11 protein-coding genes are annotated in these 14,468 nt (G+C 45.0%); all 11 read right to left on the reverse strand.

Annotated elements, in window-relative coordinates; translation table 11 throughout:
• Positions 1–26 precede the first annotated feature (26 nt).
• Positions 27–3,506 (reverse strand): DNA polymerase III subunit alpha, encoded by a 3,480-nt coding sequence (gene dnaE / locus CWO13_RS11780; protein WP_048664589.1) that lies wholly within the window; start codon positions 3,504–3,506, stop codon positions 27–29.
• A 143-nt stretch (positions 3,507–3,649) separates the two neighbouring features.
• On the reverse strand, positions 3,650–4,270 hold the full coding sequence (gene rnhB, locus CWO13_RS11785; RefSeq protein ID WP_048606660.1) for a ribonuclease HII: 621 nt from the start codon (positions 4,268–4,270) through the stop codon (positions 3,650–3,652).
• Positions 4,271–4,318: 48 nt separating this feature from the next.
• Complete coding sequence (gene lpxB / locus CWO13_RS11790; RefSeq protein WP_108019932.1) at positions 4,319–5,515, reverse strand: lipid-A-disaccharide synthase; 1,197 nt, start codon at positions 5,513–5,515, stop codon at positions 4,319–4,321.
• Positions 5,516–5,644: 129 nt separating this feature from the next.
• Positions 5,645–6,433, reverse strand: a complete 789-nt coding sequence (gene lpxA / locus CWO13_RS11795) for an acyl-ACP--UDP-N-acetylglucosamine O-acyltransferase (RefSeq protein ID WP_048606664.1) — start codon at positions 6,431–6,433, stop codon at positions 5,645–5,647.
• Between the two features lies 1 nt (position 6,434).
• Positions 6,435–6,887 (reverse strand): 3-hydroxyacyl-ACP dehydratase FabZ, encoded by a 453-nt coding sequence (gene fabZ, locus CWO13_RS11800; RefSeq protein ID WP_048661224.1) that lies wholly within the window; start codon positions 6,885–6,887, stop codon positions 6,435–6,437.
• 93 nt (positions 6,888–6,980) lie between these two features.
• Positions 6,981–8,012 carry a UDP-3-O-(3-hydroxymyristoyl)glucosamine N-acyltransferase gene (gene lpxD / locus CWO13_RS11805; protein ID WP_102432050.1) on the reverse strand — a complete coding sequence of 344 codons (1,032 nt, stop codon included), beginning with the start codon at positions 8,010–8,012 and terminating at the stop codon, positions 6,981–6,983.
• A 5-nt stretch (positions 8,013–8,017) separates the two neighbouring features.
• On the reverse strand, positions 8,018–8,518 hold the full coding sequence (locus tag CWO13_RS11810) for an OmpH family outer membrane protein (RefSeq protein WP_017056311.1): 501 nt from the start codon (positions 8,516–8,518) through the stop codon (positions 8,018–8,020).
• A 27-nt stretch (positions 8,519–8,545) separates the two neighbouring features.
• Positions 8,546–10,951: an outer membrane protein assembly factor BamA gene (gene bamA / locus CWO13_RS11815; protein WP_048661222.1), complete on the reverse strand. Its 2,406-nt coding sequence runs from the start codon at positions 10,949–10,951 to the stop codon at positions 8,546–8,548.
• A gap of 48 nt (positions 10,952–10,999) precedes the next feature.
• On the reverse strand, positions 11,000–12,358 hold the full coding sequence (rseP, locus tag CWO13_RS11820) for a sigma E protease regulator RseP (protein ID WP_048664583.1): 1,359 nt from the start codon (positions 12,356–12,358) through the stop codon (positions 11,000–11,002).
• Positions 12,355–13,563 (reverse strand): 1-deoxy-D-xylulose-5-phosphate reductoisomerase, encoded by a 1,209-nt coding sequence (gene ispC / locus CWO13_RS11825; protein WP_108019928.1) that lies wholly within the window; start codon positions 13,561–13,563, stop codon positions 12,355–12,357. The genes rseP and ispC overlap by 4 nt, the downstream gene beginning before the upstream one ends.
• A 51-nt stretch (positions 13,564–13,614) precedes the next feature.
• On the reverse strand, positions 13,615–14,457 hold the full coding sequence (locus tag CWO13_RS11830) for a phosphatidate cytidylyltransferase (protein ID WP_107898678.1): 843 nt from the start codon (positions 14,455–14,457) through the stop codon (positions 13,615–13,617).
• Positions 14,458–14,468 lie beyond the last annotated feature (11 nt).

The raw sequence follows: 14,468 nt of genomic DNA on the forward strand, positions 1-14,468 counted from the left end.
CAGCTCCGTATTCGCGAAGCTAAATTTTAGTTAAATTCGAGTTCTACTTGGCTATTTCCAAGCAGCTGTTTTAATTCGTCTAGTAATGTATCACTTGGCGTCACACGCCATTCTGTGCCCAATGTTAACCGCGCTCTAGCGTCGGCACGCTGGTAGTATACATTGACTGGGACCGTTCCGGCTCTATAAGGTTCTAAGATTTGACTAAAGCGTTCAAAAAATTGACCGTTAATTTGGGATTGGTCGATAGATATCGACACCCCACGAGCATATTTCTCACGGGCGCTTCCTAAGTCCATGACCTCGCGCGCGGACATTTTAAGCCCGCCATTGAAATCATCAAAGCTGACCTGTCCGGAAACGACCACAATTTTGTCTTTTTCGAGCAACTCTGCGTAACGATCGAGGGCATCCGAGAACAACATCACTTCCATTCGCCCAGATCGGTCATCAAGTGTCATCAAACCGATTCGTGTACCGCGCTTAGTGGTCATCACTCTCGCAGCAATCACCAAACCGGCAATCGTTAATGATTGGTCACGACGCGTTGGCGTGGCATCTTTCAAGCGACAGCTAGTGTATTTCGCTAACTCTTTGATGTAAGCGTTAACCGGGTGACCAGTTAGATACAAACCAAGCGTTTCGCGTTCGCCCTCAAGCCAAACCTTCTCAGGCCACTTAGGCACTTGGGTATACTTGTGTTCAACCTCTTCCGGAGCATCGGTCAACACGCCAAACATATCTGATTGTCCAAAGGACTCAGCGTGGTGATGTTGGCTTGCCGCTTTAACCGCATCCGGCAATGAAGCCATCATCGCTGCACGGTGAGGACCTAATCTATCTAAGGCACCGGATAGAATCAACTTTTCGATAACACGTTTGTTGACCTTCTTCAGATCAAGACGCGCACAGAAGTCGAATAAGTCTTTAAAGTAACCGCCCTTATTTCGTGCTTCGATAATCGCTTCAATAGGGCCTTCACCTACCCCTTTGATCGCGCCGATACCATAAACAATCGCGCCATCTTCATCCACGTTAAAGCGGTACAAGCCCGAGTTGATATCAGGTGGAAGCAGCTTGAGCTTCATACGGAAACACTCATCAACAAGGCCAATAACCTTCTCGGTGTTATCCATATCAGCCGTCATTACCGCAGCCATAAATTCCGCTGGGTAGTGCGTTTTCAACCACAGCGTTTGGTAAGAAACCAGTGCGTATGCCGCCGAGTGAGATTTGTTGAAGCCGTAGCCCGCAAATTTCTCTACCAAGTCAAAGATTTTCATGGCAAGTTCGCCATCAACACCGTTGGCTTCAGCACCCTCTTTAAAGGTACCACGCTGTTTCGCCATCTCTTCTGGCTTTTTCTTACCCATCGCACGACGCAACATATCCGCGCCGCCAAGCGTATAGCCTGCCAGAATCTGTGCGATCTGCATTACCTGTTCTTGATACAGGATGATGCCGTAGGTAGGTTCTAGTGTCTCTTTCAGTGATTCGTGTTGCCACGTTTCATCAGGGTAAGAAACCGCTTCACGGCCATGTTTACGGTCGATAAAGTTATCTACCATGCCTGATTGCAGAGGACCCGGACGGAACAGGGCTACCAATGCGATGATATCTTCAAAACAGTCGGGCTGTAGACGTTTGATCAGGTCTTTCATACCACGCGATTCCAGCTGGAATACCGCGGTGGTTTCAGAATTTTGTAATAGGTTAAACGACGCTTGGTCATCTAGAGGAATCGACTCGATACGAACCGGTTCTTTACCCTCTTTCTTCAAACGTGGGTTCACTAGGCCTAACGCCCAGTCGATGATGGTCAAGGTACGCAGACCCAAGAAGTCGAACTTAACCAAGCCAGCAGTTTCAACGTCATTCTTATCGAATTGCGTTACTGGGAAGTTACCTTCAGCATCGGCATAAATTGGCGCAAAGTCAGTGATCGTGGTTGGTGATATTACAACACCACCCGCGTGTTTACCGGCGTTTCGCGTACAACCTTCAAGGATGCGACACTTATCAATCAGTTCACGAACTTCTTCATCGCCATCGTAAAGCTCCGGCAGTGCCGGTTCAGCAAGGAAGGCTTTCTCAAGCGTCATACCCGGATCTGGCGGTACAAGCTTTGAAATTCGGTCGACGAAGCCAAACGGGTGACCCAATACACGGCCTACATCGCGGATTACCGCTTTTGCCGCCATAGTACCAAAGGTGATGATCTGAGAAACAGCATCACGACCGTACATCTCAGCCACGTGATCAATAACTTGGTCACGTTTATCCATACAGAAGTCGATATCGAAATCGGGCATGGATACACGTTCTGGGTTCAAGAAACGTTCGAAAAGGAGATCGTACTCAAGCGGGTCAAGGTCGGTGATATCAAGCGCGTAAGCCACCAAAGAGCCAGCACCAGAACCACGCCCTGGACCTACTGGCACATCGTTGTCTTTTGACCACTGAATGAACTCCATTACGATCAAGAAGTAACCTGGGAAACCCATGTTATTGACAACTTCGAGCTCGATCTTGAGTCGCTCATCGTATTCAGGTCTGCGCTCAGCGCGAACTTTTTCGTCAGGGAACAGGAACGCCAAACGTCGTTCAAGACCTTCTTCAGATTTCTTGATCAAGAAGTCTTCAATCGCCAAACCTTCCGTAGGGAAGTTAGGCAGGAAGTATTCCCCTAAACGAACGGTCACGTTACAACGCTTGGCAATCTCAACACTGTTCTCTAACGCTTCCGGAATATCAGAGAACAGCTCACACATCTCTTCTTCACTACGAAGATATTGCTGCGCGCTGTAGTTCTTAGGACGACGAGGATCGACCATAGTGAAACCGTCATGGATCGCCACGCGGATTTCATGAGCATCAAACAGGTCTTCAGTTAGGAAAACCACTTCGTTGGTTGCGACAACAGGCAGGTCTTCCTGTTCAGCAAGCTCTAACGCAAAGTGTAAGTATGACTCTTCATCCGGTCGTCCGGTACGAATCAGTTCTAAGTAAAAACGGTCGGCGAAGTACGTCTTGTAAAACTCGACGCTGCTTGCAACCAAATCACGGTTACCTTTCAGTAGCGCCTTACCAATCTCACCTTCTTTGGCACCCGATAGAATAATCAGGCCTTCGGCATTCTCAATCAACCACTCTTTATCGATAACAGGCTGATGCTGTACATGACCACGAAGGTAAGCTTTTGAGATAAGCAGCGTTAGGTTGTTATAACCTTTATTGTCGGTTGCAATGACGGTGAGCTTGGTTAGCTCGTCACCGAATTCCGGAGACTGCATCAAGAAGTCAGCACCAATAATTGGTTTAACCCCACACCCATGAGCAGTACCGTAAAACTTCACCAACCCACACAGGTTGGTAAAGTCGGTCAATGCTAGAGCAGGCATACCCATTTCAGCGACTTTTTTTACTAATGGTGGCACCTTGGATAGGCCATCCACCATCGAAAAGTCACTGTGTACGCGTAGGTGAACAAATTTTGGATCTGACATTATTTTTCCTGAATTCTAGGTTTGAGCCTAGGGTTACAACTGTGTGTATTCTATTTTTTTCTGACGCAAGTAAGCAACTTTATTCGATGCCCAGGTCTAGCTAACGTAAAGCTCTAGTCTAGATAGAGCTTAATCAATACGCTCTAATCTATGCCAAGGATACGTTTTACTGGCTTAAAGCTCTTACGGTAATGTTCGGTAACACCATGTTTTTCAATCGCTTCGAAATGCGCTTTGGTTGGGTAACCTTTGTGTTTCGCGAAACCAAACTCTGGATGCAACTTGTCGAGTTCTTCCATCTCTTGGTCACGAACCACTTTAGCGATAATAGACGCTGCACTTATCTCTGCTACTCGTAAATCGCCCTTTACAATAGCCAGACCGTCCATTGGCAGTTCAGGAACACGGTTACCATCGATCAGTGCCATGTCAGGCTGAACGCTCAACCCAGCGATAGCGCGCTGCATAGCGACCATAGTTGCCTGTAGAATATTCAGCTCATCAATTTCTTGTGGCGAACAGCGACCAACAGACCACGCCAAGGCTTTCTCCTTGATTTCAGGAAGCAGAGCAAGACGCTTTTTCTCAGACAGTTTTTTTGAATCGTTTAAGCCTTCGATTGGATTATTTGGATCTAGGATAACCGCAGCAGTCACCACATCGCCTACCAATGGCCCACGACCTACTTCATCCACACCAGCAAACAACTGGTAGCCTTGCGGATATTCAAATGGAGGAAGCTCTTTTTTCTCTTTTACTGCCATGACAATTCTCTTTGTAACTTATAAGTCAGTGCTTTCTGAGGCTGCACTTTATGATTCAACAAACTCTCGACCAATCAATTTCAGTACTGCGTTGGCGGCTTGCTTATCAGCATCTTTACGAATCCAGTGATGCATCTCGGTAAAACGTTCGATCAATGCACTGTTGTCGGCTGATAGCATTTTGTCGACAGATGGGAACAAGAAGTCTGGGTGGCATTCCTCAAGAATATGCTCTTTCACGATCTCTTCACCAGCCAAAATATTCGGCAGTGATACGAAATCAGTGATTGCTAGCTTCTTCACAATGTAGCCTGTCAGCTTATTTACTTTGTAGCCAACGACCATTGGACGCTTCAGTAACATACACTCAAGAGCCACTGTGCCGGAAGCCAGAAGCACAGAGTCAGCAGCGGTAATCACGTTGGTTGCCGTATCTTCGACTAACGTGAATTCAAGCTCAGGCGCTGTTGTTTGCCAGATTTCGGTAAACTGTTTTTTACGCTGTTCATTCACGAGCGCAACAACAAAATTGATGTCAGGGTATTTTTGCTTAATGCGCTGGCACGTTTCGATAAATGGTTGAGCGATCAACCCCATCTCACCACCTCGACTGCCCGGCAATACGGCTAACCACTGTTTGTCTTGGTCTAAGCCTAACAGCTCACGTGCATCTTGTTTACTTGGTTCTAAAGGAATTGCGTCTGCCAGCGTGTGGCCAACAAATTCACAGGCAACGTTGTATTTATCGTAAAACGCTTTCTCGAATGGCAGGAAGGCCAAAACCAAGTCGGTTGCTTTGTCGATTTTAAAGATACGCTTGGGACGCCAAGCCCACACTGAAGGGCTCACGTAATGGACCGTTTTAATGCCTGCGTTCTTAAGATCAAGTTCAAGTCTTAGGTTGAAATCAGGTGCATCGATACCAACAAACACATCTGGTGGGTTTTGAGTGAAATACTTAACCAACTCTGCTTTTACTTTTAGCAGACGAGGTAAACGGCCAAGTACTTCAACTAAGCCCATGACAGCTAGCTCTTCCATCTCGAAAAGAGACTCACAACCAAGCGCCTTCATTTTGGGTCCGCCAATACCGACGAATTCAGCATTCGGGTACTGTGATTTGATTGCTTTGATAAAACCTTCACCAAGCGTATCACCAGAGAGTTCTCCGACAACGATACCTACCCGCAGAGGTTCATTCGAAACAAAGTCCTTGCTGTTGGTTGCTGCTTCTTGCTGTGCCATAGTTTTCCAATTCCCTTCTTGCCTAAAACAAAAAAGATCGCCTAATGATTAGCGATCTTTTTGTTATACCAATCTGATTAAGTAATTATTGTCATACTTGCGCGGATTGGTACACAACCACATCCAGTATTAACGAATAATACCGCGCTCAGAATTCTCTAGCATTTCTAGCATAGGAGCCACCGAAGTAAACTCTTTCGCCATTTCAACTAAAGCCGCTTTCGCTTCTTCAAGTGTTTTACCTGAACGGTATAACTCTTTGTACGCTTTCTGTAGTGCACGAATTTCTGGTTTTTCAAAACCGTTACGCTTCAAGCCCACTAGGTTCAGACCGAATGGAGCAGCATGGTTACCCTGTGCAAGTACGTACGGAAGTACATCTTGAACAACAGCAGAACAGCCGCCAATGTATGCGTAAGCACCAATTGAGCAGAATGGGTGAATCGCAGACAGTGCCATAACACCAGCGTAGTCGCCAACCGTCACGTGTCCACCAAGAATAGCGTTGTTACCAATGTGAGTATGGTTACCAACAATAACATCGTGCGCTACGTGAGCATTAACACAAAGTAGGTTGTCATCACCAATTACAGTGGTTGCTTTGTCTTGAACCGTACCACGGTGGATTTGAACCGCTTCACGGATCACGTTGCGATCACCGATCACAACTGTTGTCTCTTCACCACCGTATTTCTTGTCTTGGTTTTCTTCACCAATAACAGCATGAGGGAAGATACGGTTTTCTTTACCAATGGTTGTATGACCTTTGATCACAACATGCGACATCACTTCAGTGTCGTCACCAATTGTCACGTTACCAGCAATGTAAGTGAAAGGCCCAACTGTCACGTTAGCACCGATAGTTACATCACCTTCGATTACTGCTGCCGGGTGAATTTTCGCTGTTTCATGAATCATATTAAAACTCTCTACGAGCACATTTAAGTTCAGCTGAACATACAACGTCGCCGTCAACTTTCGCTACACCGTTAAACGATGCAATGCCACGACGCTCTTTTAAGAATTCAACTTCGATAACCAGTTGGTCACCAGGTACGACTGGCTTACGGAATTTTGCTTTATCAACACTTGCAAAGTAGTAAAGTTCGTTGCCAGAAGGCGCACCAAAAGATTTAAATGCTAGAAGGCCTGTTGCTTGTGCCATTGCTTCTAAGATCAACACGCCTGGGAATACAGGAAGCTGAGGGAAGTGGCCTGTGAACTGAGGTTCGTTAACAGAGACATTCTTAATTGCGGTCAGTGTTTTTTCTTTTTCAAAGCTAGTCACACGATCAACCATTAAGAATGGGTAGCGATGAGGTAATAGTTCCTGAATTTCAGTAATGTTCATCGTTGTCTGTTCAGTAGTCAAAGTCGTATTCCTATGTATATTCTTTATTTAATTAGAAGGATTATAAACGAAAAAGACTCGCTATACGCGAGCCTTTTATTAGAAATGCTGGAATTATGATTCCGCGCTCTTCTCGATAAGTTTTTCAACGGTTTTCAAACGCTTGTTCATTTCATCAATACGATGAACACGCGTTGCTGTTTTACGCCAATCTTTGTTTGGCTGTAAAGGAATACCCGAAGAGTACATGCCTTTCTCAGTGATGCTGCGCATTACCATCCCCATACCGGTGATTGTAACGCCGTCAATGATTTCAATGTGACCATTAATCACACAGCCACCACCAATAATACAGTACTTACCTATCGTCGTGCTGCCAGCTACAATAGTACCACCCGCAAGGGCTGAACCATATCCGATGTGAACATTGTGAGCAATTTGAAGTTGGTTATCTAAGATAACGTTATCTTCAATAATTGTGTCGTCTAATGCACCACGGTCGATGGTAGTACACGCGCCGATTTCTACGCGGTTACCGATACGAACTGAACCGACTTGTGGGATTTTAATCCACTCGCCTTTCTCGTTCGCATAACCAAAGCCATCAGAGCCGATAACCGTGCTTGATTGAATCAAACATGCTTCGCCAATCACAACTTCATGGTAAACACTTACGTTAGCCCATAGCTTAGTGCCAGAGCCAACTTTCGCGTTTTTACCAATAAAGCAACCAGCACCAATGATCACATCATCACCAAGTACCACACCAGACTCAATCACAGCATTTGCACCAATAGACACATTTTGTCCAATGGTCGCATCACTTGCAATCGAAGCTGAATCAGCAATAGCCGCAGCGGGTGCTGGAGTAGTATCAAGCGCTTGAGCAACTTTAGCAAAAGCAACGTAAGGGTCATTAACCACAATCACGTTCGTCTTACAAAGTTCACGCTCATTCTCTTTAACCATAATAGCGGATGCTTTACAGTCACCTAGGTGCTTGCTGTACTTTACGTTAGAAAGGAACGTAATGTTACCTTCTTGCGCTTTATCCATAGGAGCGACTGCTGAAACGGTAATAGTACCATCTCCGTGTAGCTCTCCCCCGGTAATCGTTGCCAATTCGGCTAAAGTTAGATTCTTCATAAAACTTATTTCAGTGCTTTAATTACTTTCTCAGAGATGTTGTATTCTGGCTTGCCGTATTGCAGAGCTTGAATATCAACGATCATATCGTAGCCTTCTTTCTCTGCAACTTTCGTTACAGCATCTTGAATCACTTTGAATAGCTTCTGCTTCTCTTGTGCTTCACGACGTTGGCTTGCTTTTTCTAGTGCTTGAGCTTTGATTTTGTACTTGCTGTCTAGTTGACCTACTTCGATACGTAGCTTTTCAACTTCGTCAGGACCTAGTAGCTCGCCATCACGCTTAAGCTTTTCAATCTTCGTTTTTGCTTCAGCTTGAATGCTCTGCAGCTCAGCTGCTTTGTCTTTGAACTCTTCCTGCATTTTTTGAAGAACAACTTCACGCTGAGGTAGAGCCTGGAATACTTGTGCAGTGTTTACATAACCCACTTTTTGCGCAGCTTCAGCAGCTGTTGCAAAGAAAGAAGAGCTAAGAACTACAAGGCCTAAACCTGCTGCTTTAATCATATTTTTCAAAATATTGTCCTTTAAATATTAGAAAGTTCTACCAATGGTAAATGTGAAGAATTCCTCATCATCACCTTCGTAAATTTTAACTGGTTTCGCTAGAGAGAAAACCAGTGGGCCCATCGGTGACATCCATTGAAGGGCTGCACCATAAGATGAACGGTAATTCGTTGGATCAGAGTAATCGTAGTAGTACTGGCCGCCACTATTAGGCGCGCCACGGTCTACAAATTCGGTATCCCATACACTAGCCATATCGAAGAAGACACTGGTACGAATCTGGCTGCGTGCTTCATCAGAAGCAAACGGCGTAGGTACAATTAACTCTAGACTTGCCAAAGCAACCGCGTTACCACCCACTGAATCATCAGTAGCAGTATCGTAGGTTGGGTTGTTACCTGTGCTGCTTCCGTAAACGGCTTTCGGGCCAGCCGAGTTAGAACCAAAACCACGTAGGGTTGTAAAACCACCTGCGTAGTAGTTCTCGTAGAATGGGAACAAGTTATCGTTACCATCCGTTTGACCATAACCATTACCATAGCCTAATCGGCCACGCATCAATAGTGTGAACTCATGCTTTTTGGTCAGCGGGATGTAATGTTTTACATCGTACTGCATTTTGAAGTACTGAGCATCAGAGCCTGGCACCGTCATTTTAGCGAAAGCACGCTGGTGGTTACCTTCTGTTGGGAAGAAACCACGGTTCAAGTTATTACGCGTCCAAGAGATATTGATATCGAAATCATCGGTTAAGATGTGCTCGTCACCATATTGGTCAATACTTCTCGCAAACTGTTCAACTTGGATATAAGTCGGAACGTTACCGATTTTGTTGTGTGTATAGCCAACACCAAACTCGATACGGTTCAGCTCATCCATAGGGAAACCCCATGTAAGGCTCGTACCGTAACTTTGGTTGGTATAGTCGACAATACCCGCTTCAGAGGCTTCGAATTCGTTGTAGAAGATCTTACCGCCTAGACTCACACCATCAAGGTTCCAGTATGGGTCACGGTAGTCTAAGCTCACGTTCTTTTGGTAATCGTTCATCATGGCACTTACGCCAACACGGTTACCAGAACCCGCAAAGTTGTCTTGTTGTAGGCCAACTTGGAAACTAACACCTGATTCCGTACCGTAGCCGACACCAAAGTTGATGCTGCCGGAGTTCGCTTCCTTAACGTTGTAAACCAAATCAACTTGGTCTTCACTGCCAGGAACACGAACTGTTTGTACATCAACCGTTTCAAAGAAACCTAAACGGTTAAGACGGCTCTTACCAGTATCAATTGACTTAGAGTTAAGCCAGCTGCCTTCCATTTGACGCATTTCACGACGAAGAACTTCATCTTTCGTTGAATTGTTACCCGTAAATCGAATGTCACGAACATAGATACGGCTGCCCGCTTCTACATTGATAACCAACGACACTTCTTTGGTCTCATCATTGAACTCTGGAATAGTACGAACTTGTGGGTACGCATAGCCAGATTCGCCAAGAATTCGTTTTACGTTCTCTTCTAAAGACGTTACCGATGAACCGTTATAAGTATCACCGTCTTCAAATGGCACTAACGCCTCAAAGTCAGCCTCACGGCCGATGAGCTCACCACGAAATGCGACATCTTTAACGGTATAAGCTTCGCCTTCATCAATACCAAGCGTGATATACACGCCTTTCTTATCTGGAGAGATCGCAACTTGAGTAGAATCTACCTTAAACTTAAGGTAACCACGGTCAAGGTAGTAAGATTTCAGCGCTTCGATATCACCAGCTAATACTTGCTTCTGGTATTTTTCATCCGCAAGGAAATTCCACCATGCAACATCAACGTTCAAGTTGAAACGACTGAGGAGTTCAGCGTCAGAGAAAACTTCGTTACCGATAAAGTTGATTTGCTGAATCTTAGCGGATACGCCTTCAGTAAACACAAACTTAAGGTCAGAACGGTTACGTGGCAAAGGCGTCACAACCGCTTTTACTGTCGCGTTGTACTTACCAACACTGTAGTAAAAATCTTCAAGGCCTTTCTCAATGTTACTCAGCGTCGTACGGTCAAGAGCCTCTCCTTCACGAACACCAGACGCATCTAGGTTCTGCTGAAGTTGCTCTTCTTTGATCGCTTTGTTACCCGAGAATGAAATGCTCGCGATGGTCGGTCGTTCTTTGACTTGAACAACTAAAACACCTTCATCGCGAAGGACTTTAACATCCTCAAAGTTACCCGAAGCATACAATGCACGAATGATCTCAGATACATCGCTTTCATCCACTTCATCGCCAATACGTACTGGCATTTTCAGTAGAGCCGCACCAAGTGCAACACGCTGTAAACCTTCGATCTTGATATCTTGAACTACAAAGTTTTGTGCTCCGTTCGCAGCCACACTAGTGGCCAATAGACTTGCGAACAGAATTTGCTTAATCGCCATACTTATTCTAATTATTCCTTGCTACTACCAATGCCTGTGAGAAACCATTCACAGACGAGTAAAATCGTTAAATATTGCCAGAGCCATCAATGAGAAGAGGATTGCCCCTCCCAATCTGTATCCCATTTCCTGAACTTTCTCAGGTACCGGTTTACGAGTAACGGCCTCAATAGCGAAAAACAGCAAATGTCCGCCATCAAGCATAGGCAGCGGAACCAAATTAATAATCCCTAAGTTAACACTAATCAGAGCCAAAAAGCCTAAGAAGTAAACCAAACCATAATCGGCGGTTGTACCTGCACCTTTCGCGATTGAAATAGGGCCACTCAAGTTGTTTAAGCCAACATCACCAACGATAAGCTTCTTAAGCATTGTCAGTGTCAAACCAATGATTTGACCTGTTTTATCAAATGCTTTTCCTACAGACTCAATTACACCAAATTGTAACTCAAAGCGATAATCTTCTGGCCATTCTGCGACTTCCGGAGCAATACCTGCATAGCCGATTGTCGAACCATCAGAAAGCTCTCGACTTTTTGGTGTCATAACCAATGATTGCTCAGCACCATTTCGCAATACGACCAAGTCCAAGGGTGTCATTGGATTTGCACGAATTAACTCAACAACCGACTGCCACTGTTCAATAGGTTGCCCGTTAATCTCAACAATTTTATCACCGGCTTCAAGACCTGCATCGTATGCAGCGCCATCATCAATGATTTGAGCCAGTACAGTCGATACCTCTGGAGAGTACGGTCTAAAACCCAGCGTTGTCATTGCAGATTCAGTTTCTGGGTTGAACGACCAGTCTGAAATATCCAATGTCATTTGTTGCTCAAAGCCGATGTCGTCTTGAGAAGCAACCGTCACTGTCATGGATTGATCACCAATGTGTGATATCAAACCCATATTGACTGATTCCCAATCTGCGGTTTTGATTCCTGAAATAGATTTAAGTTCCATCCCAGTTTCAATTCCGGCTTGTGCAGCAATAGATTGCGGAGTGACTTCACCGATTACAGGTTTAACCGCCGGCACGCCAATCAAAAATACTAGCCAATATGCAAAGACGGCAAAGATAAAGTTAAATGCAGGACCTGCACCAACTATCGCCGTTCTCTTCCACAATGGCTTCTTATCAAAAGCGTATTGTTGTTCGTCTTCAGAAAGGTCGTCAACACGACCATCAAGCATCTTAACGTAGCCGCCCAATGGAATGACTGACAAGCTGTATTCCGTACCATCACGGCCAACTTTGCTCCAGATTGATTTACCAAAACCAATCGAGAATTTCTCAACTTTCACACCACAGCGACGAGCAACCCAGAAGTGTCCAAACTCATGAACAGCGACCAGAATGCCAAGCGCTACAATAAAGGATGCGAAGTTCCACAGAATTCCACTCATGCTAGCTGCTCTTTAATAAATTGATTGGCTAATTGACGAGACATATTATCTAGCTCGAGAAGGCTTTCCAAGCTATCTAAGCCCTCAGAGTTATGTTGTTCACATACTTTGCTCATAACATGTTCGTTAATGACAGCAATATCGGTAAACCTCACTCGATTGTTCAAGAAAGCATCGACGGCAATTTCGTTTGCCGCGTTAATTGCGGTTGTAGCATGCTGACCCAAGTAGCAAGCTTCAATCGCTAACCTTAAACATGGGTAACGACTAAAGTCTGGTTCTAGAAAAGTAAGCTCGCCCACTTTAGTGAAATCCAGAGACTTAACGCCTGCTTCTGTGCGCTCAGGGTAAGACATCGTTAAAGCGATTGGCGTCGCCATATCCGGTTCGCCCATTTGAGCAAGCACAGAGCCGTCCTTGTACTGAACCATCGAATGAATCACAGATTGAGGATGAATAATCACTTTCAACTGCTCTTGAGAGGCATTAAATAACCATTTCGCTTCAATGTACTCTAAGCCTTTATTCATCATGGTCGCTGAATCGACGGAGATCTTAGGGCCCATAGACCAGTTAGGGTGTGCAATAGCGCGTTCAGGAGTCACTGATTCCAACTCAGCCACGTCGGTATAACGGAAAGGACCACCAGAACCAGTTAGTAGAATATGGTTAATACCATTAGCTTCTAAATCACAGCGACCTAGATTGGTTTGGACGTTTTGCGGCAAACACTGAAAGATAGCATTATGTTCACTGTCGACAGGAAGTAGCTCAGCACCGTACTTTTCCACGGCGTCTATAAACAACTGTCCAGACATCACCAAGGCTTCTTTATTAGCAAGTAAGATACGCTTACTTGCCTTAACCGCAGCCATAGTAGGAAGCAAGCCTGCTGCGCCAACAATCGCAGCCATAACAGTGTCTACTTCATCTAGGGAAGCGACCTGACACATGCCTTCTGAGCCTGAAAGTACTTTGATGTTTGGGTAATCCGAAGACAACACATCACTCAGTTGAGACGCTGCATCGGGGCAAGCCATAGCAACATAGCTTGGTTGCCACTTTTCAACTAGCGCCAGCATCTTTTCAACATTCGAACCGGCGGCTAGTGCCACGACCGTATAAAGATCTGGGTTTTGCTCAACGACTTTTAGTGTACTTGCACCAATAGAGCCGGTAGCGCCAAGGATAGTTAGATTTCGCATCACATATGACCGTAGAAATGTAATAAAGGGCAGAATCACTGCCCTTTTTTATTAGAATGCTAAATAAAGCAGAGCAAAGACAGGGAATGCAGCCGTTAAGCTATCTATTCTATCTAGTATACCACCATGACCAGGAATCAGATTACTGCTGTCTTTCACCCCAGAAACACGTTTAAACATGCTTTCAACAAGGTCACCAAGAACAGAGATAACGACGGTCACAAGAGTAATAACAATCATGTGAAGAGGACTTGTGAATTGGATATTAAACAAGTCAGCAAAGATCCAAGCCACGATCACTGCAGTAATGATGCCGCCAATAAGACCTTCAATCGTTTTATTCGGGCTTACCTCTGGGGCCATTTTGCGCTTACCAAAACTCTTCCCGGAAAAATAAGCACCGCTATCCGCTGCCCAAACGAGCAAACAAACAAACATAACCAATTTTGCACCGTGGTAGGGATCAACATCGATACCGTTAGCACGCAGGATAACCACACTCCAGAAGAATGGCAGCAGAGTCAGCACACCAAAAGCGTGACGAAGAAGAGAAGAGTCTTTCCATGCAGGCATAGACTTAGGATAAGTCACGGCCATACCACTCGCGATTACCCACCAAATTGAGCCAATCGTTAGAATGGAGTAGTGAGCAGTAGACAAGTTATTAAGGCTAAATGCATCAAAAGGGATAAAAGCAAAACTTGCGGCACTTACCACAACAGTTGGAATCAACGCTAAATAACGCGATTTGCTTTCAACAAACTGAGTCCACTCCCAAAAACCTAATAGCGAGATTACCGCTAATGAAAGAATAAATGTAGGAAGTGATAACTCGAAAATGCCTAGAATAACTAGGGGAGCTAAAATCAACGCCGTAATAATTCGTTGTTTCAAACCAAAAAATC

The organism is Vibrio sp. ZF 223, assembly GCF_003050585.1.
In the GTDB taxonomy this organism is placed as follows: Bacteria; Pseudomonadota; Gammaproteobacteria; order Enterobacterales; family Vibrionaceae; genus Vibrio; species Vibrio crassostreae.

Excerpts from the sequence above, each read along its gene's own strand:
- lpxB (WP_108019932.1), bottom strand. The coding sequence starts at position 5,515 with ATGGCACAGCAAGAAGCAGCAACCAACAGCAAGGACTTTGTTTCGAAT.
- lpxD (WP_102432050.1), bottom strand. The coding sequence starts at position 8,012 with ATGAAGAATCTAACTTTAGCCGAATTGGCAACGATTACCGGGGGAGAG.
- dnaE (WP_048664589.1), bottom strand. The coding sequence starts at position 3,506 with ATGTCAGATCCAAAATTTGTTCACCTACGCGTACACAGTGACTTTTCG.
- ispC (WP_108019928.1), bottom strand. The coding sequence starts at position 13,563 with ATGCGAAATCTAACTATCCTTGGCGCTACCGGCTCTATTGGTGCAAGT.
- bamA (WP_048661222.1), bottom strand. The coding sequence starts at position 10,951 with ATGGCGATTAAGCAAATTCTGTTCGCAAGTCTATTGGCCACTAGTGTG.
- CWO13_RS11810 (WP_017056311.1), bottom strand. The coding sequence starts at position 8,518 with ATGATTAAAGCAGCAGGTTTAGGCCTTGTAGTTCTTAGCTCTTCTTTC.
- rnhB (WP_048606660.1), bottom strand. The coding sequence starts at position 4,270 with ATGGCAGTAAAAGAGAAAAAAGAGCTTCCTCCATTTGAATATCCGCAA.
- lpxA (WP_048606664.1), bottom strand. The coding sequence starts at position 6,433 with ATGATTCATGAAACAGCGAAAATTCACCCGGCAGCAGTAATCGAAGGT.
- rseP (WP_048664583.1), bottom strand. The coding sequence starts at position 12,358 with ATGAGTGGAATTCTGTGGAACTTCGCATCCTTTATTGTAGCGCTTGGC.